The sequence below is a fragment of the Aeromicrobium fastidiosum genome (genome assembly GCF_017876595.1).
Taxonomy (GTDB): domain Bacteria; phylum Actinomycetota; class Actinomycetes; order Propionibacteriales; family Nocardioidaceae; genus Aeromicrobium; species Aeromicrobium fastidiosum.
The window spans coordinates 1,535,632-1,557,026 of the sequence record NZ_JAGIOG010000001.1 but is presented as its reverse complement, the minus strand read 5'-3'; the positions used below and the strand labels follow the sequence as shown (position 1 = coordinate 1,557,026).

The following is a 21,395-nucleotide window of genomic DNA, read 5'->3' as shown; positions in this document are numbered from 1 at the left end:
GGTCCGCCGGGGATCGCCCGCCGAACCGACAACAAACTGTACCCGCTGATCGTGGCGGCCTCACACCGGGCCGGTCACCGTAGACTCGGGGCCGTGACTGACACGACGCAGGCAGAGCTCGAGGAGATCCGGGCCAGCATCGACAACATCGACGCCGCCCTGATCCACATCCTGGCCGAGCGGTTCAAGTACACCCAGCGTGTCGGGCGCCTGAAGGCCGAGCACGACCTGCCGCCGTCCGATCCGGCCCGCGAGGAACGGCAGATCACCCGGCTCAAGGGGCTGGCCCTCGACGCCGACCTCGACCCGGCCTTCGCCGAGAAGCTGCTCAACTTCATCATCGCCGAGGTCATCCGGCACCACGAGGACATCCGGGGCTGACCGCAGGGACCGATCTTTCGACGTTTCGGTCGTCCCAGCGACCCGAATGTAGAAAGACCTGTCCACCCGCTGACCGATCTGTCGACGTTCCGGTTGCTCTAGCGACCCAAACGTCGAAAGATCGGTCCGCCCGGGGCGATCAGCAGGTGGTGCCGACCTTCGGCACGGTGCCGTCGGCCAGGTAGCCGTCGACGGCCTTGGTGATGCAGGCGTTGCCGGAGGCGTAGGCCGTGTGGCCGTCGCCGTCACGGGTCAGCAGCACGCCGGAGTCGAGCTGCTTGGCCAGCGCCTCGGCCGACTCGTAGGGCGTGGCCGGATCGCGGGTGGTGCCGATCACGACGATCGGCGGAGCGCCCTTGCCGTCGATCGTGGGCAGCGGGTTGGCCGACTCGATGGGCCAGTCGGAGCAGCCGAGCGCCCCGAACGCGAGCGCCCGCCCGAACACCGGGGACGTCTTGACGAAGCGCGGGGTCTGCTTCTCGACATCGGCCAGGGTGAGCCCGCCGGGGTTGTCGAGGCAGCTGATGGCATTGATGACCTGACCGCTGTTGGACCCGTAGGAGCCATCGGGCTTGCGGTCGAAGTAGACGTCGGCGAACTGCACCAGGAGGGCGCCGTCTCCCTTGAACGCGGCGGCCAGCCCCTGACTGAGGTAGGACCACGACTTCTGGTCGTAGAGGGTCACGGCGATGCCGTAGAAGGCGAGCCCCTCGGTGAGCTTGCGGTCGCCCACCCCAGGCAGCGGCGCGGCGTCGAGCTGGTCCATGAGCGCCGCGATCTTGGCGACACCGGCCTTCGCGTCGGTGCCGAGCGGGCAAGCGTCGCTCTTGACGCAGTCGGCGGCGTAGGCGTCGAGCGCGCGCTGGAAGCCCTCGTTCTGGGCGAAGCTCGACTCCACGGAGTCGAGCGACGGGTCGACCGCCCCGTCGAGCACCATGCGGCCGACCTTGCCGGGGAACAGCTCGGCATAGACCGCGCCGAGCTCGGTGCCGTAGGACGCGCCGAACCAGTCGAGCTTGGCGCGACCGACCAGGGCCCGGACGACGTCCATGTCGCGGGCCACCTCGACGGTCGACACGTGCGCGGCGAGCGCACCCGAGTTGGCCTCGCAGGCCTTGCCCATCGCGGTGAACGACGCTCGCGAGGCCGCGATCTCGGCGGCGTCGTCGGGGTCGGGGTCGCTGGCCGCGTAGGCGTCGAACTTCTTGGCCGGCAGGCACGTGAGCGGCGAGCTGAGGCCGACCCCGCGCGGGTCGACGCCGATGACGTCGGCTGCGTCGCGCACCTGCTTGCCCAGGTCGTTCTTCATCTGACCTGCGTAGTCGATCGCGGACCCGCCCGGGCCGCCCGGGTTGACGAAGATGCTGCGGGTCGCGTCACCCGTGGCGGGGTAGAACACCATGCGCAACTGGGTCGTGGCACCGTCGGGGTCGGCGTAGTCGATCGGCACCGTGACATCAGCGCAGTGGCCGCCGGTGTAGCAGTCGGACCAGCTGAGCTTCTGGGTGTAGAACGACTCGAGGCCCTGGGGCGCGGCCGCCTCGAGCGGGGTCGGCGGGTCGAAGTCGGGCGACCGGGTCGCGAAGGCGGCGTAGACGACGAGCCCGGCGAGCAGGGCCACCACGGTGGTCAGGAGCAGGGCCGTACGGGTACGGGTCATCGGCGAAGTCCCATCATCATGCGCTCGAGAGCGAGGAGCGGAGCGGCGTTGGCCGTCAGGGCCGAACGACACTCGACGATGGCATCGATGGCGCCGATGGTCGACTCGGGCGTCCACAGGCGGGCGATCTCGTGGACGTCGTCGGCGACGTCGGCGTTGACCAGCGCCGCCCCTTGCGTGCACTGCACCGCGAGGACGTCGCGGCAGAACGACAACAGGTCGAGCAGCACGCCGTCGATCGCGTCGCGGGTCAGGCGGGTGCGGCGGCGCTTCTGCTCCTTCTCGAGCGTCGCGATGGCCCCCGCGTAGCCGGGGGGACGTCGTCCGCGCTCCTCGACGCCCCACGCCTGGCGGACATCGGCGAGCTCGCGCTCGTCGGCGGGGTCGCAGAACGCCGTGGCTCGCGCCGTGGCCTCGTCGCTGACCCGCTGCGCCGCCGACATGCACTCGCCGAGACCTCGCAACGACAGCGGGATCGACAAGATCAGGCGTCGCCGCTCCCGCGCACCGGCGTCGCGCGCCAGCCCCCGGGCGCGGCCGATGTGGCCCTGCGACGCCGCCGCGACAGCCTGGGCCATGGCCGGCTCGATGCCGTCGCGCTCGACCAGCAGCCGGGCGATCGCGGCGGTGCCGGGCGTGCGCAGGATGACCGACCGCGACCGTGACCGCAGCGTGATCATGACGTCGTCGGCGGCGGGCGCGCACAGCATCCACACGGTGTGCCTCGAGGGCTCCTCGATGGCCTTGAGCAGCGCGGCGGCGGCCTGGTCGGTGAGCCGGTCGGCGTCCTCGACGATCAGCACCTGCCAACGTCCGAGCGCGGGCCGCAGCGACGACGCGCGGACGTACTCGCGGATGCCGTCGACGCCGATCGTCAGGCCCTCGGTCGTGATGACCGTGATGTCGGGATGGCTGCCAGCGCGCGCCGTCGTGCACGAGTGGCACTCACCGCAGCCGCCCCGCTCGCACTGCAGCGCCGCGGCGAAGGCCAGGGCGGCGTTGGAGCGTCCTGAGCCGGGTGGGCCCGTGAACAGCCACGCATGCGTCATCGAGCGACCGTCGCCCGACGCCGAGGCGACGGCGCTGCGCAGCGTCTCGACGACGGGCTCCTGCCCGACGAGGTCGGCCCAGACCGACGACGACGTCAGCGTCACGGTGCGCCGACCTGCGCGAGCCAGGGCTCGACCGCGGCCCGGATCTGCTGGTGGATCTCGCTGGGCGTGCGGCTCGCATCGACCACGAGGTAGTGCGCGGGGTCGACGGCCGCGAGGTCGAGGAAGTGCTGGCGGACCCGCTGGTGGAACTCCAGCGGCTCGGCCTCGATGCGGTCGGCCCCTTCGAACCGGCTGAGCCCGACCGTGGGGTCGACGTCGAGAACGACCGTGAGGTGGGGACGCAGGTCGGACGTCGCCCAGCGAGCCACGGCCTCGAGCTCGGCGATGCCGATCTCGCGCCCTGCTCCCTGGTAGGCCAGCGTGGAGTCGACGTAGCGGTCGGTCAGCACGACGGTGCCGTCGGCCAGTGCCGGCAGGACGACGCGGTCGACGTGCTCGGCCTTGTCGGCGGCGTAGATCAGTGCCTCGGTGCGGGGCGACAGCTCGCCGGTGTCGTTGTCGAGCACGATGCGGCGCAGGATCTGCCCGACGTCGGTGCCGCCCGGCTCACGGGTCAGCAGGACGGGGTGGCCGAGGGACTCGAGCCACTCGACGAGCAGCTTCGCCTGCGTCGACTTGCCGGCTCCCTCGCCGCCTTCGAGACAGAGGAACAGCCCGGTCTCGGTGAAGAGGGGATCCATGCAGGCGAGCCTAGTCGGTGCCACCGTCAGGGCCCGTCACGGTGACGTCCGGTCGCCGGCGGGGCGCGACCGATCTTTCTGCGTATCGGTAGCCGTGACACCCTGAACGTCGAAAGATCGGTCAGCAGCCCGACGGACCTGACGACGTTCACGTCGCCCCGGCAGCGCGAACGCAGAAAGATCGGTCGGACGGGGCCGACTCAGGCCGGCCCGGTGACGTCCGGGGCACGCGTCGTCAGCCACACCTCGACGGCCAGCAGCGCGACGCAGATCAAGCCGACCCACAGCTCCGAGACGGGGACGAACGTCACCGCGACCGCAGCCACGATCGCCGCACCGAACGGGACGGCCGTCCGGGCGGACGCGTCGTGCAGCCGGACGTTGACGAGCCACAGCGCCGCGAGCGCAGCCGCCACGGGACCCGTCACGAACGCGCTGCTGACGACGTCCGACACCTCGGCGTGGTGACCGTAGAACGCGATGCGGGCCGAGAGCCCCGCACCCACCGCGGCGGCCGCCGCGAAGATCACGTAGTGGCCGAAGCCCCACGTGTAGCCGACGTCGTTGCCCGTCAGGATCTCGCCGTTCTCGCGGGCGAAGTACAGCCACCACGCGCAGAACGTCACCAGGACGCCGCCCGCGACGACGTACCAGAGCTCGAACGGCGGATCCTCCTCGGCGAAGGCAGTACGCAACGCCAGAGTCACCGACAGGATCGTCTCGCCGAGCACGATGATGAAGAACAGTCCGTACCGCTCGGCGATGTGGTGCGGGTGCCACGGCGTCGTGCCGGCCGACTCGGCCCAGACGGGCACCGCGAAGTCCAGGGCGATGGCCACGACGAAGAGCCACAGCGGCAGGTGCCCGTCGGTCACGAGCAGTGCCGCGACCCAGACGGCCTGCACGGACACCAGGCCGTAGACGTATCGCAGGGCCGTCCGACGACGTTCGGGGTGGCCGGCCGCGGCGCGCAACCACATCAGCACCAGCCCGATGCGCATGATGACGTAGCCGATGACACCGAGCGTGAAGTCCTCGTGGAAGATGTCGGGCACGCCTGCCGCGAGCACCAGGGACCCGAAGATCTGGAGCAGCGTCAGCATCCGGTGGATCGTGTCGTCGGGGTCGTACGCGGAGTTGAACCAGACGAAGTTGAGCCAGGCCCAGAACACCGCGAAGAACGCGACGCAGAACCACACCAGGCCGTGGCCCGGCTTGCCGTGGACGATCTCGTGCTCGAGTGTCAGCGCCGCCTGCGCGATCGCGACGACGTAGCAGAGGTCTGTGAACAGCTCGAGGGGCGACGCGACCCGGTGCTGCTCGTGCGGGTCGCGCGGTGCCAGCGGACGACGGAGCGTGGCGATCATCGCAGGAGCCTATGCCGTCGAGCCCCTGCCCCACCAGGTGCTACGGCGTGGGCGCAGCGGTCCGAGCCGGGGGCGGCCTGAACACGTCGACGTCGACGCCGGACGGTGCCGACAGCGCCTCGAGGGCCGCGAGCGTGGCGTCGTCGGTGCCGTCGGGCAATGTGAGCAGCAGGGCAGGCGGGTCGGCCGGTCTCGGCGTGGCGCGGTCGTAACGGCTGTCGACCCCCGAGGCGGTCGCCTGGTAGGTCACCGTTGGGGCGGCTGAACGAGCCTGCTCGACGAACGACGGAACGTCGGCCAACCAGGCGAGGTCTCCCCCGTCGTCGACGACGACCCGGTCGCCGGCCGGCGACTCGACCTCGAGGGTGCGGACGTCGCGGCTCCCGGCGGCCAGCACCTCGGCCAGCGCGGGCGCGGCCGTCAGCGGTTCGGTCGTCGTCTCGACCGTCACGACCTCGGCCTCGGCCGTCACCGCGGTGAGACCGGCGTCGGCCGGGACCCACCGCTGCGCCTCCTCGACCAGGGCTTCCACCCGGCCACGGGTCTGCGCGTCGTCGGGAAGCGGCGTCGCCGCCTGCACGTAGAACGAGACGATCGGACTGGCAGCGTCGGTGCTGTCGGCCGAGAAGCGGATCGTGAGATCGTGCGACGAGATGTCTGTCTTCGGCCGGTGCGACACGATGGTCGTCGCCGCGTCGACGACCGCAGCGTCGTCGAGCGACGGTGCGAGGGTCACGACGGTCTGCGCGTCACCGTGGAAGGGCAGCGGCTGGGTGCCGCCGGAGTCGTGCGAGACCACGGCGTCCTGGGCGTCGAGCCAGGCGCCGAACTCCGCCGCGAACGCGTCGCCCTCATTGGGGTCGCCGCAGGACGACAGGCCCACCGCCATCATCAGCGCCGCGATCGCGCCGGCGGCCCCGCGCCGTCTCCCACGTCCACCCCCTCCGGCCCAGCGCCCCCCGGCGGCCATGACGTCAGCTCGACTCGGAGGCCGCGGGGGTCGTCGTCGTGGTGACGGTGCTCGTCTTCTTCGCCGGGGTCTTCTTCGCCGGGGTCTTCTTCGCCGGGGTCTTCTTGGCGGCGGCCTTCTTGGCGGCGGCCTTCTTGGCAGGAGCCTTCTTGGTCGCGGTCTTCTTGGTCGCGGTCTTCTTGGTCGCGGTCTTCTTGGTCGTCTTCTTGGCGGTGGTCTTCTTGCCGCCCTTCTTGGCCGGCCCCTTGGCCCGACGCTCGGCGAGCAGCTCGAACGCCCGCTCGGGAGTCAGCGTCTCGAGCGAGTCGTCCTTGCGCAGCGTCGCGTTGTACTCACCATCGGTGACGTACATGCCGAAGCGGCCGTCCTTGGCCACGACGGGGCTGCCGCTGACGGGGTCGTCGCCGAGCTCCTTGAGCGGTGCGGCGGCGGCCTTGCGCCCGTAGGTCTTGGGCTGGGCGTAGATCGCCTTGACCTCGTCCTCGGTGATCGTCAGCAGCTGCTCCTCGCGCTCGAGCGAGCGGGAGTCGGTGCCCTTCTTGAGGTACGGGCCGTAGCGACCGTTCTGCGCCGTCACCTCGACGCCGTCCTCGACGTAGACGACGCGCGGCAGGGTCAGCAGCTGCACGGCCTGCTCGAGCGTGATGGTGTCGAGGTCCATGTCCTTGAACAGGCTCGCGGTGCGACCCCGGTCAGCCTTCTTCGCGCCTTCCGGGAGTGCTTCGGTGACGTAGGGCCCGAAGCGTCCGTTCTTGGCCGTGATCGCCAGGCCCGTCTCGGGGTGCACGCCGAGCTCCTTCTCCATGCCCGAGGGCGTGGCGAGCAGCTCCTTGGCCTTGTCGAGCGTCAGCTCGTCGGGCGGCAGGTCGTCGGGGACGTTGGCGCGTGTCGGCACCTGCTTGCCGTCCTCGCCCTCGGTGAACGGGGGACCCTCGACGTACGGTCCGTACCGGCCGACGCGCAGGTCGATGCCCTCGCCGAGCGGGAAGGTCGCCAGGCCACGGGCGTCGATGTCGGGCAGGTTCTCGACGAGCCGCTTGAGGCCCGTGTCACCCTCGGCCTCGCCGGTCCAGAAGCCCTGCAGGACGTGGAGGCGGTCCTCGCGACCGTTGGCGACCTCGTCGAGGACGTCCTCGAGCTGCGCCGTGAACGAGTACTCGACCAGGCGCGGGAAGTGCTCCTCGAGCAGACGGGTCACCGAGAAGGCGATCCACGCGGGCACCAGCGCAGTGCCCTTCTTGTAGACGTAGCCACGGTTCTGGATCGTGCCGATGATCGAGGCGTACGTCGACGGGCGGCCGATCTCGCGGGTCTCGAGCTCGCTGATCAGCGACGCTTCCGTGAAGCGCGACGGCGGCTTGGTCTCGTGTCCGGCCTTGCCGAGCTCGACAGCCGTGACGGTCTGCTTCTCGGTCAGGTTGGGCAGCTTGGTCTGCTGGTCGTCGCCCTCGGAGTCGGCGTCGTCGCTGGACTCGACGTAGGCCTTCAGGAAGCCGTAGAACGTGATCGTGCGGCCCGAGCTGGAGAAGACGACGTCCTCGCCGGTCGAGGCCGTCGTGCCGATGCGGATCGAGACCGAGTTGCCCTTGGCGTCGTTCATCTGGCTGGCGATCGTGCGCTTCCAGATCAGCTCGTAGAGGCGCAGCTCGTCGCCCGACAGGCCCGTCTCCTTGGGCGTCTTGAACTTCTCGCCCGCGGGACGGATGGCCTCGTGGGCCTCCTGCGCGTTCTTGACCTTGCTGGCGTACGTGCGGGGCTTCTCGGGCAGGTAGGCGTCGCCGTACAGCTCGAGCACCTGGGCGCGCGCGCCGTTGAGGGCCGTCTGCGACAGCGTCGTGGAGTCGGTGCGCATGTAGGTGATGTGCCCGCCCTCGTAGAGCCGCTGGGCGACCTGCATCGTGCGGGCGGCGCCGAAGCCGAACTTGCGCGAGGCCTCCTGCTGCATCGTCGTGGTGCGGAACGGGGCGTACGGCTTGCGCGTGTAGGGCTTCTCCTCGACCGAGCGCACCGTGAACGCCTGGTCGGCCAGGGCCTCGGCCAGCGCGCCGGCCTGCGCCTCGTCGAGGTGGGCCACCTTGTCGGACGTCAGAGCGCCCGTGTTGTCGAAGTTGCTGCCCGACGCGATGCGCTTGCCGTCGATGCTGAACAGCTTGGCCGGGAACTGTCGGGGGTCGTAGCCCTCGCCGGCGTCGAACGTCGCCTCGAGGTCCCAGTAGGACGCGATGCGGAACGCCATGCGCTCACGCTCGCGCTCGACCACCAGGCGCGTCGCGACGGACTGCACGCGGCCGGCGGACAGGCCGCTCATGACCTTCTTCCACAGCACGGGGCTGACCTCGTAGCCGTACAGGCGGTCGAGGATGCGGCGGGCCTCCTGCGCGTCGACGAGGTCCATGTCGATGTCGCGGGGGTGGGCGATCGCGTACTGGATCGCGTCCTTGGTGATCTCGTTGAAGACGATGCGCTTGACCGGCACCTTGGGCTTGAGCTCGTCGAACAGGTGCCACGCGATGGCCTCGCCCTCGCGGTCCTCATCTGTCGCGAGGACGAGCTCGTCGGCGTCCTTGAGCAGCTTCTTGAGCTTGGTCATCTGCGACTTCTTGTCGGCCGAGACGACGTAGATCGGCTCGAACTCGGAGTCGATGTTGACGCCCAGGCGCGCCCACGACTCGCCCTTGAACGCTGCGGGCACCTCGTCGGCACCACGCGGGAGGTCGCGGATGTGGCCCACGGACGAGTCGACGACGTAGCCGTCCCCGAGGTAGCCCGCGATGCTGCGGACCTTGTTGGGGGACTCGACGATGACGAGCGTGGTCACTGGAACTCCTGGGGTGGTCGGACGGGGACACGCTAACGCGTGCTGTCAAGGAACGCCGAACCGCACTACTACAGAGCGTCGTTGACGAGGGCGCGCACCGTGGCACCGGATCGACCTGTCGGACGACGGTGAGAACATGTCCTGTGGCTTTCTCGGGGTATGCGCAGCTGTGGGCGGACCGTCGTGTCCGGGCGCTGCTGATCGCCGCGTTCTTCGCCCGCATCCCCGCCATGACCGCACCGCTGGTGCTGACGCTGTTCGTCGTCCGCGAGCTCGACGCCGACTACGTGCTGGCCGGGGTCGTGGCCGCCGCCTCCACCGTCGGGGCGGGTCTCGGCGCACCCTGGCGCGGACGCCTGATCGACCGGCTCGGCATGCGGCGCGCGATCATCCCGTCGATCGTCGCGGTGGCGGTGCTCTACCCGCTGGCCTCGATCACGACGTCGGCGCTCGTGCTGGCCCCCATCGCGTTCGGCATGGGGCTGTTCCTCATCCCCATCTTCTCGATCGTGCGGCTCTCGCTGAGCGTCATCGTGCCGTCCGACCAGCACCGCACGGCGTTCGCGGCCGACAGCGTCATCGCCGAGGCCAGCTTCATCATCGGTCCGGCGGTCGGCGGACTGCTGGTCATCCAGGCGGGAGCCGACGTGTCGCTGGCCCTCATCGGGGCGTGCGAGGTCGTGGCGGGGCTGATCTTCTGGCGGCTCGACCCGCCGACGCGCTCATCCACGGCCCCCGACCCGTCCGGGCGGCGCGAGCGCGCTTCGGCGTCGTGGGTGTCGAGCCAGGTGCTGTTCCTGTTCCTCATCTCGTCCGGCACGATGATCGCCCTGATCTCGACCGATCTCGGCATCGTCGCCGAGCTCGACCACCTCGATCACATCGGCTCGGTCGGCATCGTCTTCGGCGCGTGGGGGCTCGCGTCGCTGGTCGGAGGGCTGCTCTACGGGGCGCTCGACTTCTCGATCCGGCCGACGTGGCTGCTGCTGGCGATGGGGGTGACGCTGATCCCCGTCGGTCTCGCCGACAGCGTGTGGGTGCTGGCGCTGTGCGTCATCCCGACGGGCTTCCTCTGCGCACCCACGATGTCGGCGGCGAGCGAGTGGATCGCCAAGCTCGTCCCCGAGGAGCGACGCGGCGAGGCGATGGGCTGGCAGGGCACGGCGTTCACGCTCGGCGGTGCGGCGGCCTCGCCCGTCGTCGGAGCGGCGATCGACCACGTCGGGTCGTGGGGCGGGTTCCTCGTCGGCGGGGCCATCGCGACGATCATCGCGCTGGTGGCGTTCGGCGGGCAGCTCGTGCCGCGGTGGCGTCCCGAGTCCGAACCCGCCGAGAGCGTCGCGGCCGGCGCGGCCGGATGATCATGCGGCTCGATCTCCACACAGCTCGCCTCCGCGGCCTAAACTGACCGCCGTGTCCGTCTCCGCGCCCGATCCCGTCGTCCCGCTGGACGGCGTCGACGACTGGACCGAGGCCGCGCTCGACGTGCTGACCCGCATCCCCGGCGTCGACCGGGTGGGCGTCGCCGTCGTCGAGGGAGGCGGCCGTCGCCTGCTGTTCACCGCGAGCGACCGGCAGCGCGGAGGCACCCACGAGTGGTGCCACATCGACGCGTTCGCGACGGCACCACTCAACGACGCGATCGGCACCGGCGAGCTCGTGGCCGACGCCCTCGAGTGTCTCGAGGGCCGGTACGCCGACTTCGTCGCGGCCCAGCGCGACACGACCTACCGGGCCGTCGCCGCGGCACCGTTCACGACCGACGGCTCGGCGATGGGCGGCTTCGTCCTCTACTACTCGCAGCCGCAGGCCTTCGACGCCGCGCAGCGCGCCGAGCTGCACGCGATCGCCGACCGCCTCGAGCGCGACCTGCGCGAGCGCCTCACGCCCGCCGGATCACCCGAGGTCGCGCTGCACCGTCCCGCTCCCGGCACCTTGATCGCCGAGCACGACATGCCGGCCGATCCCTCGGGCGTGGGGGCGGCACGCCGGTTCCTGCGGCAGGTCCTCACCGACTGGAGCGTCTCCCCCGACAAGGCCGACCAGGCCGTGCTGTGCCTGTCCGAGCTGGCCACCAACGCCCTGATCCACACCGGCGGCGGCTGCCACGTGCGGGTCGAGCTGCAGGACGGCGTGCTGACGACGAGGGTTCACGACAACGGGGCCGCGGTCTCGCCGCAGGTGCGCGGCGACGACGACTCGCTGCACGGCCACGGGCACGGGCTGCGCCTCGTCGACGCGATGGTCGACAGCTGGGGACGCACGACCGATGCGCACAGCGCGGCGGTCTGGTTCGCCCTGGCGGTCTGAGCGGCCGGGCCGCTCGGCCTGGTCCCTCAGTGGTCAGTGGTTGAACAGCCCGCCGAGGGTCTTGGCCGCGACCTTGAGGCCCCGCCCGCCGGGCAGGCCGGGCACCTGGTCGATGATCGGCGTCAGCGCGAGCAACCCACCGAGGTGCTTGATCTTCAGGTGGCGCAGCGTCACGAGTCGCACGGGGTCGGCCCGTCCTGCCGACGCCTCCAGCAGGTCTTCGGCGCTGCCCGAGACTCGGGGGCCGTGCGCCTTGCCCACCACGGCCGTCGTCGTCCACCCGCCGTTGCCGTCGGCCGCGAACGCCCACGACGCGTCCTTGGCGTCGATGACGACCGTGGTCTCGATGCCTTCACGGGCGGCCAGGCAACCCGTGGTGTCGGCCAGCGCCGCGACGCCCGAGGCCAGCAGCTGCGGATCGACCTCGAGCGTGAGCGCATCGGCGACGTCGAGGGCGTGCACCGCGAGCTCGTAGCAACCAGCGTGCACGAGCGTCAGCAGCGGGACGGGTCCGAGCTGGCTCGCGACCGGCTCGAGCCCCTCGGCGGAGCCTGCGACCGACGACAGCACGTCGGCCACGGCATCGCGCGAAGCTCCCAGGGCCGCCAGGATCTCGTCGCCCGACGCGTCGCCGTGCGACTGGATCATGCCGGCATTGGTCGCATCGGGGTCGAGCGGCGTGCGGACGGCGTCCGTGCCGCGGGTCGCCAGCGCGGCGCTCAGGGCCGACTCGCCGTCCCACGTGCCGAGGTGCAGCACGACGTCGCGCACGGTCCATCCGTCCAGACGCGTGCGCGCCGAGAGATCGGCGTGCTCGACCAGGCCGATGAACGCATCCCAGCTGGCGAGCACCGCCCCCGGCAGGTCGTAGTCGTCGCTGGTGGCCAGTCCTGTCGTCGTCACCCCGTCGAGCATGCCGTGGTCGACGGCCCGACGCATCTGCAGGTCGTGACGGCTCAGACCAGGAAGCCCTCCTCGACCAGCTCGCGCACCGACCCGGCGTAGCGCTGCCGCAGCTCGGCTGGGTCGCGGTCCAGCAGCGACGCGAGGGCGTCGAGGATCTGGGCCGAGGTCAGGTCGCCGTCGCTGGCACCGACCAGCCCGGCCTCCACGGTGTCGACCTGGCGGGTGCGGCGCACACCGTGCTGCAGCCGCACGACGATGCTCTCCGGATCGTCCGCGCCGGCCGCTCCGCGGGTCTCCTGGACGAGGTCGACGGCCTGGCGGAACGTGCGTCCGAGCAGGTCGTCGTCCGAGGTGCCGCGCAGCTGGTCGATGCGGCGGCCCCAGGCGGCGACGGCCGGGCCGACGGGCTGGGCGATCTCGCCCGTCCACTCCTCGAGCCGGTGCACGGGGGTGGCGGACGTCTTGCGCAGGCTCAGCCACCCGAAGCCGATCGCCTCGATGCGCTCGCTCGCGAACCAGTCGAGCCAGGCGTCGTAGCGCTGCGTGTAGTCGGGGGACGTCGCGAGGCCCGCGTCGGCCAGCCACATCTCGACGTACGCGGCGGGGTCGACGAGCTCGCGCTGCAGGATCCACGCATCGAGGGGGCGTCCGTCGAGCCACTGCCCGAGGTCGGCCTGCCAGTCGACGTCGTCGTGGTGGGCCCAGTTGGCCAGGATCTGGCACCAGCCACCGTCATTGAGGTGCGTCTCGGCGTTCTCGACCAGGTGTCGCACGACGCTGTCGCCGGGCATGCCGGAGTCGCGGTAGACCAGCACCTGGCTGCCGGGCGGGGAGATGACGAACGGCGGGTTGGTCGCGATGAGGTCGAAGGTCTCACCCGCGACGGGGTCGAACAGGCTGCCGTCGCGCACGTCGACGTCGGCGTCGTTGAGGGCGGCCGTGAGGCGGGCCATCGCGAGCGCGCGCGGGTTGACGTCGGTCGCGACGACCTCGCGCGCGTGCTGGGCCAGGTGCATCGCCTGCACGCCGCACCCCGTGCCGAGGTCGAGCGCCCGGCCGACCGGCTCGCGCACCGTCAGCTGCGCCAAGGAAGAGGACGCCTCGCTGATGCCGAGCACGTACGACGGGTCCATGGGTGACTGGCGACCGTCCAGGCCTGAGGTCGGGTCGCAGATGATCCACCAGTCATGGTCCTCGTCGCCGTAGGGCCGGATGTCGACCAGTGCGCGCACCTCACCGCCGGAGGCGACCACCATCCCGGCTGCGGCGAGGGCGTCGACCAGCCCGGGCAGCGCCGCGTCGGCCCGGCTGCGGTCGACCGGCACCTGGAGCGCGAACAGCCGCACGAGCGTCGCGAGATCGCCCCCGCCACGCGTCGCCCTCAGCGCGGGGACCGTCTGGTTGCGACCCAGCGCCCGGTGGGCGTCGTCGCCGAGCAGCGCGTAGACCGCGTCGACCGTGAAGCCCGCCCGGTCGAGGGCGGATCGGAGGGCGGGGACGTGCGCGGCGTCGAGCATGCGTCCACCCTGTCAGACAGGCGAGTGGCGCAATCTCGTCCCCGAGTGGCGCAATCTCGCGGGACGCACCGTCTCGAAAACGCAGGACTGCGCCACTCGCGGGTCAGGCGGTGGGGGCGGGCTCCTCGTCGGGCTCCACGTAGTCGGTCTCGAGGGTGATCGGTCGACGCTTCGAGGCGTACACCGCCAGGGCGATGATGAGCGCCGCGGCGAACGCGATCGAGTAGCGGATCAGCTCGTTGGCGTCCTCGCCGTACGTGAACTTGATGATCAACGGCACGATCAGCAGGGCCACGAGGTTCATGACCTTGAGCAGCGGGTTGATCGCCGGCCCGGCGGTGTCCTTGAACGGGTCGCCGACGGTATCGCCGATGATCGTCGCCTCGTGGGCGGGCGAGCCCTTGCCGCCGTGGTTGCCGTCCTCGACGAGCTTCTTGGCGTTGTCCCACGCGCCGCCGGCATTGGCCAGGAAGACCGCCATCAGCAGTCCCGTGCCGATCGCACCGGCCAGATACGCGCCCAGCGCGCCCACGCCGAGCCCGAAGCCCACCGCGATGGGGGCGAAGATCGCCAGGATGCCCGGCGTCGCGAGCTCGCGCAGCGAGTCGCGCGTGCAGATGTCGACGACCTTGCCGTACTCGGGACGACCCGTGCCCTCCATGATGCCGGGGATCTCGCGGAACTGGCGACGGACCTCGTACACGACCGCGCCGGCCGCACGGCCCACCGCGTTGATCGCGAGTCCCGAGAACAGGAACACGACGGCGGAGCCGATGATCAGGCCGACCAGCAGGCTGGGGTCGCCGACGTTGAGGATGCCCTGCAGGGCCGTCAGGTCGCTCTGGTCGAGCCCGTTGCCCAAGGCTTGGAGAGCAGCCTGGTCGGTGACGTCGATGGCACGCAGGATGTCGGAGAACGACTCCTTGATGCCGTCCGCGAACGAGCCGAACAGCGCCGTCGCGGCCAGCACGGCCGTGGCGATCGCGATGCCCTTGGTGATGGCCTTGGTCGTGTTGCCGACGGCGTCCAGCTCGGTGAGGATCTGCGCGCCCTCCTCGTCGACGTCGCCCGACATCTCGGCGATGCCCTGCGCGTTGTCGCTGACCGGGCCGAAGGTGTCCATCGCGACGATCACGCCGACCGTCGTGAGCAGACCGCAGCCGGCCAGCGCGACGGCGAACAGCGAGACCACGATCGACCCGCTGCCGAGCAGGAACGCCCCGTAGACGGCTGCCGCGATGACCAGCGCCGTGTAGACGGCCGACTCGAAGCCGACCGACAGGCCCGACAGGATGACCGTCGCGGCCCCCGTCAGCGACGTCTTGCCGACGTCCTTGACCGGACGCGTCTCGGTGCCCGTGAAGTAGCCCGTCAGCGCCAGGATGACGGCGGCCAGCACGATGCCGATCAGCACCGCCACGATCGCGATGATGCGGGGATCGCCGTCGAGCGTGGAGGGGTCGGGTGCCTGGTAGAACTGCGCGACGAGCTGGTTCTGCTCCTGGCCGCCGGCGAAGTCGAGCTCGCCGAACGACGACGGCAGGTAGAACCAGGCAGCGGCCGACGAGGCGATCGCCGAGATGAACGCCGAGACGTAGAACGATCGGTTGATCGTGGTGAGTCCGCCCTCGCCGGCCCTCGGACGCGTGAGGTACACGCCGAGGATCGCCGTCAGCGCGCCGATCGCCGGGATCATCAGCGGGAGCACGAGACCCTGCTCGCCGAACGCGACGGAGCCGAGGATCAGCGCGGCCACGAGCGTCACGGCGTACGACTCGAACAGGTCGGCCGCCATGCCGGCACAGTCTCCGACGTTGTCGCCCACGTTGTCGGCGATCGTCGCGGCGTTGCGCGGATCGTCCTCGGGGATGTTCTGCTCGACCTTGCCGACGAGGTCGGCGCCGACGTCGGCGGCCTTGGTGAAGATGCCGCCGCCGACGCGCATGAACATCGCCAGCAGCGCGGCACCGAAGCCGAAGCCCTCGAGCACTGAGGGCGCCTCACCCTGGTAGATCAGCACGACGGCTGCGGCACCCAGCAGCCCGAGGCCGACCGTCAGCATGCCGACGTGACCGCCGGTGCGGAACGCGATGCGCATCGCGGGCTCGCGGCCCTCGGTCTGGGCGGCGGCAGCCACCCGGATGTTGGCGCGCGTCGCCAGCCACATGCCGAGGTAGCCGATCGCGGCGGAGAAGCCGGCACCGAGCAGGAAGAACACCGAGCGCCCGATGCGGACGTCGGTGTCACCGGGCAGCAGGAACAGCAGGCCGAAGGCGAGGACCGCGAAGATCGCGAGCGTCCGGAACATCCGGCCGAGATAGGCCGATGCTCCCTCCTGGACGGCCTGCCCGATCTCCTGCATCTTCTCGGTGCCCTCGGAGGCCTTGAGGACGTCGGCGCGGAAGACCGCCGCCATGATCAGTGCCAAGAGACCGATGCCCGCGACGACGCCCACGATGATCGTGTTGTCGTTCGACAGGTCGATGTCACCGGCAGCCGCAACGAGGGTCGCGTTCGCCATGGGAATCCTCCAGAGGTCAGGACGGAGACGTGCATCGGCCCGGCAGAGCCGTGTGACGCACGTTACATGTCACGACACCGGAGAGGTGTGATCTGGGTCACGCCTGCGCGGCGCGCGCCTCGTCGACCGTCGCGTGGAGACCGAAGACCTTGTCGAGTCCCGTGATCTCGAAGATCTTCAGGATGCGCTCCTGGGTGCAGACGATGTCGAGCGAGCCGCCGTCGGCCCGGACGCGCTTGAGGGCCCCCACCAGAACGCCGAGGCCCGTGGAGTCGAGGAAGTCGACCTTGCGCACGTCGATCACGAGGCGCGTGTGTCCCGCGTCGACCGCGGTCACGATGGCCTCGCGCAGCCGGGGAGCCGTGTAGACGTCGATCTCGCCCCCGACCTCGATGACCTCGAAGTCGCCTTCCGTGCGGGCAGTCAGTGCCAGCTCCATCGCCGATCTCCCTTGCTCGAAAACCCCAGCGGCTCCCGGTGCATTGAATCACGATCCGCCACACGAGGCCCCACGGAGACCGACGGCCGGGCACCGGCGAGGGCCGTTCTGGGAGACTCGACCAGTGGACCCCGCCGATCTCGTGCTGCGCTACGGCGACAGGGTGACGCACGTCGAGCGGGTGCCGGCGCGCGAGGCGGTCGTCGAGCCGTGGCCCGACTGGGTCGACCCCGGCGTGCGGGCGATGTACGAGGCCGAGGGCATCGCGACCCTGTGGGGGCACCAGGCCGAGGCGCTGCATCACGTGCACGAGGGTCGCCACACCGTCATCTCGACGGGGACGGCTTCGGGCAAGTCGCTGGTGTTCCAGGCACCCGCGCTCACCGACCTCGCGGCCGGACGCACCGGCAGCTCGCTGCGCGGCAACCGCATGCCGACCGTCCTCTACCTCGCGCCCACCAAGGCCCTGGCCGCCGACCAGCTGCGCCGCCTCGCCGGGGCGACGGCCTTCGCACGGCCAGCGACGGTCGACGGCGACAACTCACGCGAGGAACGCGCCTGGGCGCGCGACCACGCCAACTACCTGCTGACCAACCCCGACACGTTGCACCACACGATCCTGCCGGGGCACGCGCGGTGGACGCGGGTGCTGGGCGGGCTGACGCACGTCGTGGTCGACGAGTGCCACCACTACCGCGGCGTCTTCGGTGCCCACGTCGCCCATGTGCTGCGACGGCTGCGACGCATCTGCCAGCACTACGGGGCCGACCCGACGTTCGTGCTGTCGTCCGCCACGGTGGCCGACCCCGAGGTGTTCGCCGGACGGTTGACAGGTCTGGACGTCGTGCCCGTCACCGACGACGCCTCGCCCCACGCGGCCCGCACCGTCGCGCTGTGGGAGCCGCCGATCCTGCCGGGTGTCGGCACGACCGGCCCCGACGCAGACCCCCGAGCGGTCGTGCGACGTTCGGCGACGTCGGAGGCCGGCGAGCTGCTGACCGACCTCGTCGTCGGCGGGGTGCGCACGCTGGCCTTCGTGCGGTCGCGGCGCGGCGCGGAGTCGGTGGCCGCGACGGCTCAGCGACGCCTGCGCGAGGTCGACCCCGAGCTCGTGCGACGCGTGGCGACCTACCGCGGCGGCTACCTGCCCGAGGAGCGGCGCGAGCTCGAGCAACGGCTGCGCAGCGGCGACCTGCTGGGGCTGGCCAGCACCAACGCCCTCGAGCTCGGCATCGACATCGCGGGTCTCGACGCCGTCATCACGGTGGGGTTCCCGGGCACGCGGGCGGCGCTGCAACAGCAGTTCGGGCGAGCGGGACGGTCGGGACGCGACTCGATCGGCATCCTCGTGGCCCGCGACGAGCCGATCGACACGTATCTCGTGCACCACCCGGAGGCGCTGCTCGGCCGCGCGGTCGAGGCATCGGTGTTCGACCCCGACAATCCGTACGTGCTGGGTCCGCACCTCGCGGCCGCGGCCCAGGAGATACCGCTGACCGAGGACGACTTCGCGATGTTCGGGCCCCGCACCGAGGAGGGGGTCGCAGCCCTCGAGGCGGCGGGCTGGCTGCGCCGGCGGCCCGCGGGCTGGTTCTGGACCAAGCGCGACCGCGCCAGCGACCTCGCCGACATCCGGTCGAGCGGCGGCGCGCCCGTGCAGATCGTCGACGGCACGACCGGACGCCTGATCGGCACGGTCGACGGCGGCTCGGCCGACTCGACCGTGCACGAGGGAGCCGTCTACGTGCACCAGGGCGACGTGCACGTCGTCGACGAGTACGACGTCGAGCACGGTGTCGCGATGGTGCACCGCGACGACCCCGACTACTCGACGTCGGCGCGATCTGTCACCGAGATCGCGGTCGTCGCCACCGAGCGGACCACGCAGTGGGGCGATGCGGCGATGTCGTTCGGATCGGTCGAGGTGGTCAACCAGGTCGTGTCGTACCTCAAGCGCAGCACGTCGGGCGGTGGCGTGCTGGGCGAGGAGGTGCTCGAGCTGCCGGCGCGGTCGCTGCAGACCAAGGCCGTCTGGTGGACCCTCGACGCCGAGGCGGTCGCCCGCACGATGGCGCACGACGACGTCCCCGGCTCGGCCCATGCCGCCGAGCACGCCGCGATCGGGCTGCTCCCCCTGCTGGCGACGTGCGACCGGTGGGACATCGGCGGCGTCTCGACCGCTCTGCACCCCGACACCGGCACCCTGACGGTGTTCGTCTACGACGGATACCCGGGCGGGGCCGGCTTCGCGGAGCGCGGCTACGAGGTCGCCGCGACGTGGCTGCGGGTCACCCGCGACGCGATCGCCGCGTGCGCGTGCCGCGACGGCTGCCCGTCGTGCGTCTACTCGCCCAAGTGCGGCAACGGCAACGAGCCCCTCGACAAGGCCGGCGCGATCCGGCTGCTCGATGCCCTGCTGGTCGACGCACCGGCCGCGTGACCTGCTCGTGGGAACATGGGGCGGACGTCGGACCCAGATCCTGAGGAGACCACCATCGTGGTGAAGGTGCATCGCAGAGAACGCATGCTCGGTCTGACGCCTCTCGACCACGGTCCTGGCCTGGAGATCGCCCCGTTGCACAGCCCCATCGCGCTCAAGTCGCGGTGGGACGTCAGCTACGTCGACATCGTGCCGACCGAGTCGCTGGTCGAGCACTACCACCACGACGAGGCCGTGCCCGACGACGACATCGTGGCCGTCGACTTCCCGCTCACCGGGCCGGACGGCGTCATCCGTCCGCTGTCGGAGGTCGCGGCGGCGAAGGCACCCTTCGCGTGGGTCATCGCATCGCACGTCATCGAGCACGTGCCCGACCTCATCACGTGGCTCGACGACATCGCCTCGCTGCTGCGCGACGACGGTGCGCTGGTGCTGGCGATCCCCGACATGCGGTACTCCTTCGACGCCTACCGGCCGCAGACGACGGTCGGCCAGATGCTGCAGGCACACCAGCAGGGCGATCTCGTGCCGAGCGTCCGCGCGGTCTACGACCACCTCCGCACGGCGACGACGCTGAGCCCGAAGGACGCCTGGAGCGGCCGGCGTCCTCCGCTCGACGGCGTCCGCAGTCATGACCTCGACAACACACTCGCCCAGGTCGACAGGGCACGATCGGGCGAGTACGTCGACTGCCACGTGTGGACGTTCCGTCCGTCGTCGTTCATCGAGCAGGTCAACGAGCTGGGTCGCTTGGGCCTGTGCGAGCTGGTCGTCGAGACCGTCCGCAACACCCGGCCGGGCCAGCTCGAGTTCTACGCCGTGCTGCGCCGGCTGCCCCGTGACCGCTCGCCCGAGGACGATGCGCGGCTGCGGGCTGCCGGCAAGCAGCGGACCGATGACGAGCGTCGCCAGCTCGAGACACCGACCGTTCCGTCCCCGATGCAGTTGTCCGACAGCGAGCGCCGACTCATCGAGCGCAAGCGGGCGACGCTGACCCGCGCCCGACGTCTGCTGCGCCGGTCGACCTGAGGCCTCACGGCGTCACGTACGACTCGGGCGCGGCTCGCGCGCGCTGCTCGGTGGCCCAGCGGCCACCCCACCACCGGGGGCTCGTGGCCCTGGCCGTGACGGTCGCGACGTCGAAGTCCATGCGGCAGGCGGCCAGGCGGGCGCCATTGCGGCGGGCGACCGCGGCGGCGGCCTGACACCCGTCCTCGCCCTCGACGCTCGCCCGCGACGCCGCCAGGGCGGCGAGATCAGCAGCGGCGGCCACCCGGTGCTTCATCTGCACCAAGCTCGTCGCCTGCACCAGCAGCAGGCCGACGACCACCAGCAGCACCGCGACGGTCGCCGCGTGGACCGTCGCGGCACCGCGGTCTCTGACAGCACCGGGATCTCTGACGGGGACGCGGCCTCTCACGGTGACTCCTGGGCTGCGACCGATGTCGACTCCAGGGATCGCGAGCCGATGCCGGAGAAGAACGGCAGCGGCATGCGCGACCGCGTGCGCACCGTGACGGTCACCTCGCCGTCGGCGGTCGTGACCTCGACCGACGCGCGACCGGGCGCGTGCCGTCGGGCCATGTCGGTCGCCGCCTGGGTCGACTCGCCCCGGGCGACCATGCGGGCCGACTCGCGGGCGGCATCGGATAGCCGCACCTGCGTCAGGCCGAGCGAGACGATCCACAGCAGCAGGAAGGCCAGGGCCACGCCGAAGGGTGCGACGGTCATCAGCTCGGCCGTGACCATGCCGTCGTCGCGCCGCCGGGTCATCGCAGGCGCAGGTTGCCGGGAGGGAACCCGTCGAGCAGACGGAACAGCCCGGCGATGAGGTCGAAGATGCTGCCGTCGGTGGCGAGCCCGTGCAGCACGAGGGCGATCGAGCAGGCACCGAGCGTGCCGACGGCGTACTCCGCCGTCGCCATGCCGTCGTCGGGCAGGCCGCCCTCGTCGGACGGGCCGTCCTCGTGGATCAAGGCAGTGTGGTGGGTCATGGGGTCCTCCGGGTGGGACCGGGGCGGTGCCGCAGCACCGCCCCGGCGGGGTCGGGACGGCGGTCGGTCAGAACGGCAGGATGCTGGGGATCTTGTCGAACAGGTCGCGGACCAGGTCGCCGAACCACTCGGACTGGCCGATCTTGACGAGCACGCCGCCGATCGTGCAGGCACCGAGCGTGCCGACGGCGTACTCCGAGGTCGACATGCCCTGCTCGTCGCGGGTGCGGGTGAACAGCTGCTTCATGGGAAGTCCCTTCGTGGGTTGATGTGTCAC

The 21,395-nt window shown here is 71.1% G+C and carries 19 protein-coding genes; 5 read left to right on the top strand and 14 right to left on the bottom strand.

Annotated elements, in window-relative coordinates; genetic code table 11:
- Positions 1-93 precede the first annotated feature (93 nt).
- Positions 94-381, top strand: a complete 288-nt coding sequence (locus JOF40_RS07690) for a chorismate mutase (protein ID WP_129181610.1) — start codon at positions 94-96, stop codon at positions 379-381.
- Positions 382-520: 139 nt separating this feature from the next.
- Here JOF40_RS07690 and JOF40_RS07685 read toward each other — a convergent pair whose 3' ends face one another.
- The 6 genes from JOF40_RS07685 to topA all read right to left on the bottom strand — a co-directional run bounded on the left by JOF40_RS07685 (position 521) and on the right by topA (position 8,991).
- A complete protein-coding gene (locus JOF40_RS07685) occupies positions 521-2,041 on the bottom strand; it encodes an alpha/beta hydrolase (RefSeq protein WP_129181607.1) in 1,521 nt (506 codons plus the stop codon).
- A complete protein-coding gene (locus tag JOF40_RS07680; RefSeq protein ID WP_246152801.1) occupies positions 2,038-3,195 on the bottom strand; it encodes a DNA polymerase III subunit delta' in 1,158 nt (385 codons plus the stop codon). The genes JOF40_RS07685 and JOF40_RS07680 overlap by 4 nt, the downstream gene beginning before the upstream one ends.
- Complete coding sequence (tmk, locus tag JOF40_RS07675; RefSeq protein ID WP_129181604.1) at positions 3,192-3,836, bottom strand: dTMP kinase; 645 nt, start codon at positions 3,834-3,836, stop codon at positions 3,192-3,194. Before tmk ends, JOF40_RS07680 begins: the two co-directional genes overlap by 4 nt.
- A gap of 200 nt (positions 3,837-4,036) precedes the next feature.
- On the bottom strand, positions 4,037-5,203 hold the full coding sequence (locus JOF40_RS07670) for a low temperature requirement protein A (RefSeq protein ID WP_129181601.1): 1,167 nt from the start codon (positions 5,201-5,203) through the stop codon (positions 4,037-4,039).
- A gap of 40 nt (positions 5,204-5,243) precedes the next feature.
- On the bottom strand, positions 5,244-6,173 hold the full coding sequence (locus JOF40_RS07665; RefSeq protein WP_129181598.1) for a hypothetical protein: 930 nt from the start codon (positions 6,171-6,173) through the stop codon (positions 5,244-5,246).
- A gap of 4 nt (positions 6,174-6,177) precedes the next feature.
- Complete coding sequence (gene topA, locus JOF40_RS07660; protein ID WP_129181595.1) at positions 6,178-8,991, bottom strand: type I DNA topoisomerase; 2,814 nt, start codon at positions 8,989-8,991, stop codon at positions 6,178-6,180.
- A 143-nt stretch (positions 8,992-9,134) separates the two neighbouring features.
- Here topA and JOF40_RS07655 point away from each other — a divergent pair, with 143 nt between their 5' ends.
- Both JOF40_RS07655 and JOF40_RS20220 read left to right on the top strand, forming a co-directional pair.
- Positions 9,135-10,352: an MFS transporter gene (locus tag JOF40_RS07655; protein WP_129181592.1), complete on the top strand. Its 1,218-nt coding sequence runs from the start codon at positions 9,135-9,137 to the stop codon at positions 10,350-10,352.
- 52 nt (positions 10,353-10,404) lie between these two features.
- Positions 10,405-11,301, top strand: coding sequence for an ATP-binding protein (locus JOF40_RS20220; RefSeq protein WP_129181590.1), 897 nt, complete (start codon positions 10,405-10,407; stop codon positions 11,299-11,301).
- A gap of 33 nt (positions 11,302-11,334) precedes the next feature.
- On the opposite strand, the gene JOF40_RS07645 is transcribed toward JOF40_RS20220, so the two are convergent.
- The 4 genes from JOF40_RS07645 to JOF40_RS07630 form a co-directional block, all read right to left on the bottom strand.
- Entirely contained in the window at positions 11,335-12,240 is a 906-nt protein-coding gene (locus tag JOF40_RS07645; protein WP_129181588.1) for a maleylpyruvate isomerase family mycothiol-dependent enzyme, read from the bottom strand.
- 17 nt (positions 12,241-12,257) lie between these two features.
- On the bottom strand, positions 12,258-13,724 hold the full coding sequence (locus JOF40_RS07640; RefSeq protein WP_129181586.1) for a DUF7059 domain-containing protein: 1,467 nt from the start codon (positions 13,722-13,724) through the stop codon (positions 12,258-12,260).
- A gap of 103 nt (positions 13,725-13,827) precedes the next feature.
- Entirely contained in the window at positions 13,828-16,245 is a 2,418-nt protein-coding gene (locus JOF40_RS07635; RefSeq protein ID WP_129181584.1) for a sodium-translocating pyrophosphatase, read from the bottom strand.
- A gap of 97 nt (positions 16,246-16,342) precedes the next feature.
- Positions 16,343-16,684: an STAS domain-containing protein gene (locus tag JOF40_RS07630; RefSeq protein ID WP_129181579.1), complete on the bottom strand. Its 342-nt coding sequence runs from the start codon at positions 16,682-16,684 to the stop codon at positions 16,343-16,345.
- Positions 16,685-16,808: 124 nt separating this feature from the next.
- Here JOF40_RS07630 and sftH point away from each other — a divergent pair, with 124 nt between their 5' ends.
- Together sftH and JOF40_RS07620 are read left to right on the top strand one after the other, a co-directional pair.
- Complete coding sequence (gene sftH, locus JOF40_RS07625; RefSeq protein WP_246152800.1) at positions 16,809-19,124, top strand: DEAD/DEAH box helicase; 2,316 nt, start codon at positions 16,809-16,811, stop codon at positions 19,122-19,124.
- Between the two features lie 84 nt (positions 19,125-19,208).
- The gene (locus JOF40_RS07620; RefSeq protein ID WP_209674447.1) at positions 19,209-20,153 is read left to right on the top strand and encodes a class I SAM-dependent methyltransferase; all 945 of its coding nucleotides are present in this window, start codon (positions 19,209-19,211) and stop codon (positions 20,151-20,153) included.
- Between the two features lie 4 nt (positions 20,154-20,157).
- Here JOF40_RS07620 and JOF40_RS07615 read toward each other — a convergent pair whose 3' ends face one another.
- The 4 genes from JOF40_RS07615 to JOF40_RS07600 all read right to left on the bottom strand — a co-directional run bounded on the left by JOF40_RS07615 (position 20,158) and on the right by JOF40_RS07600 (position 21,365).
- Positions 20,158-20,544: an Rv3654c family TadE-like protein gene (locus JOF40_RS07615; protein ID WP_188111730.1), complete on the bottom strand. Its 387-nt coding sequence runs from the start codon at positions 20,542-20,544 to the stop codon at positions 20,158-20,160.
- Positions 20,541-20,897 (bottom strand): TadE family type IV pilus minor pilin, encoded by a 357-nt coding sequence (locus tag JOF40_RS07610; RefSeq protein ID WP_188111729.1) that lies wholly within the window; start codon positions 20,895-20,897, stop codon positions 20,541-20,543. Before JOF40_RS07610 ends, JOF40_RS07615 begins: the two co-directional genes overlap by 4 nt.
- Positions 20,894-21,118, bottom strand: coding sequence for a DUF4244 domain-containing protein (locus tag JOF40_RS07605; RefSeq protein ID WP_129181571.1), 225 nt, complete (start codon positions 21,116-21,118; stop codon positions 20,894-20,896). Before JOF40_RS07605 ends, JOF40_RS07610 begins: the two co-directional genes overlap by 4 nt.
- A 67-nt stretch (positions 21,119-21,185) precedes the next feature.
- Positions 21,186-21,365, bottom strand: coding sequence for a DUF4244 domain-containing protein (locus JOF40_RS07600; RefSeq protein WP_129181568.1), 180 nt, complete (start codon positions 21,363-21,365; stop codon positions 21,186-21,188).
- Between the last annotated feature and the right edge of the window lie 30 nt (positions 21,366-21,395).

What these genes read in the sequence shown, in the direction of transcription:
- JOF40_RS07685 (WP_129181607.1), bottom strand. Translation starts at nt 2,041, where the DNA reads ATGACCCGTACCCGTACGGCCCTGCTCCTGACCACCGTGGTGGCCCTG.
- tmk (WP_129181604.1), bottom strand. Translation starts at nt 3,836, where the DNA reads ATGGATCCCCTCTTCACCGAGACCGGGCTGTTCCTCTGTCTCGAAGGC.
- JOF40_RS07670 (WP_129181601.1), bottom strand. Translation starts at nt 5,203, where the DNA reads ATGATCGCCACGCTCCGTCGTCCGCTGGCACCGCGCGACCCGCACGAG.
- JOF40_RS07665 (WP_129181598.1), bottom strand. Translation starts at nt 6,173, where the DNA reads ATGGCCGCCGGGGGGCGCTGGGCCGGAGGGGGTGGACGTGGGAGACGG.
- JOF40_RS07645 (WP_129181588.1), bottom strand. Translation starts at nt 12,240, where the DNA reads ATGCGTCGGGCCGTCGACCACGGCATGCTCGACGGGGTGACGACGACA.
- JOF40_RS07640 (WP_129181586.1), bottom strand. Translation starts at nt 13,724, where the DNA reads ATGCTCGACGCCGCGCACGTCCCCGCCCTCCGATCCGCCCTCGACCGG.
- JOF40_RS07635 (WP_129181584.1), bottom strand. Translation starts at nt 16,245, where the DNA reads ATGGCGAACGCGACCCTCGTTGCGGCTGCCGGTGACATCGACCTGTCG.
- JOF40_RS07630 (WP_129181579.1), bottom strand. Translation starts at nt 16,684, where the DNA reads ATGGAGCTGGCACTGACTGCCCGCACGGAAGGCGACTTCGAGGTCATC.
- JOF40_RS07620 (WP_209674447.1), top strand. Translation starts at nt 19,209, where the DNA reads ATGCTCGGTCTGACGCCTCTCGACCACGGTCCTGGCCTGGAGATCGCC.
- JOF40_RS07610 (WP_188111729.1), bottom strand. Translation starts at nt 20,897, where the DNA reads ATGACCCGGCGGCGCGACGACGGCATGGTCACGGCCGAGCTGATGACC.
- JOF40_RS07605 (WP_129181571.1), bottom strand. Translation starts at nt 21,118, where the DNA reads ATGACCCACCACACTGCCTTGATCCACGAGGACGGCCCGTCCGACGAG.
- JOF40_RS07600 (WP_129181568.1), bottom strand. Translation starts at nt 21,365, where the DNA reads ATGAAGCAGCTGTTCACCCGCACCCGCGACGAGCAGGGCATGTCGACC.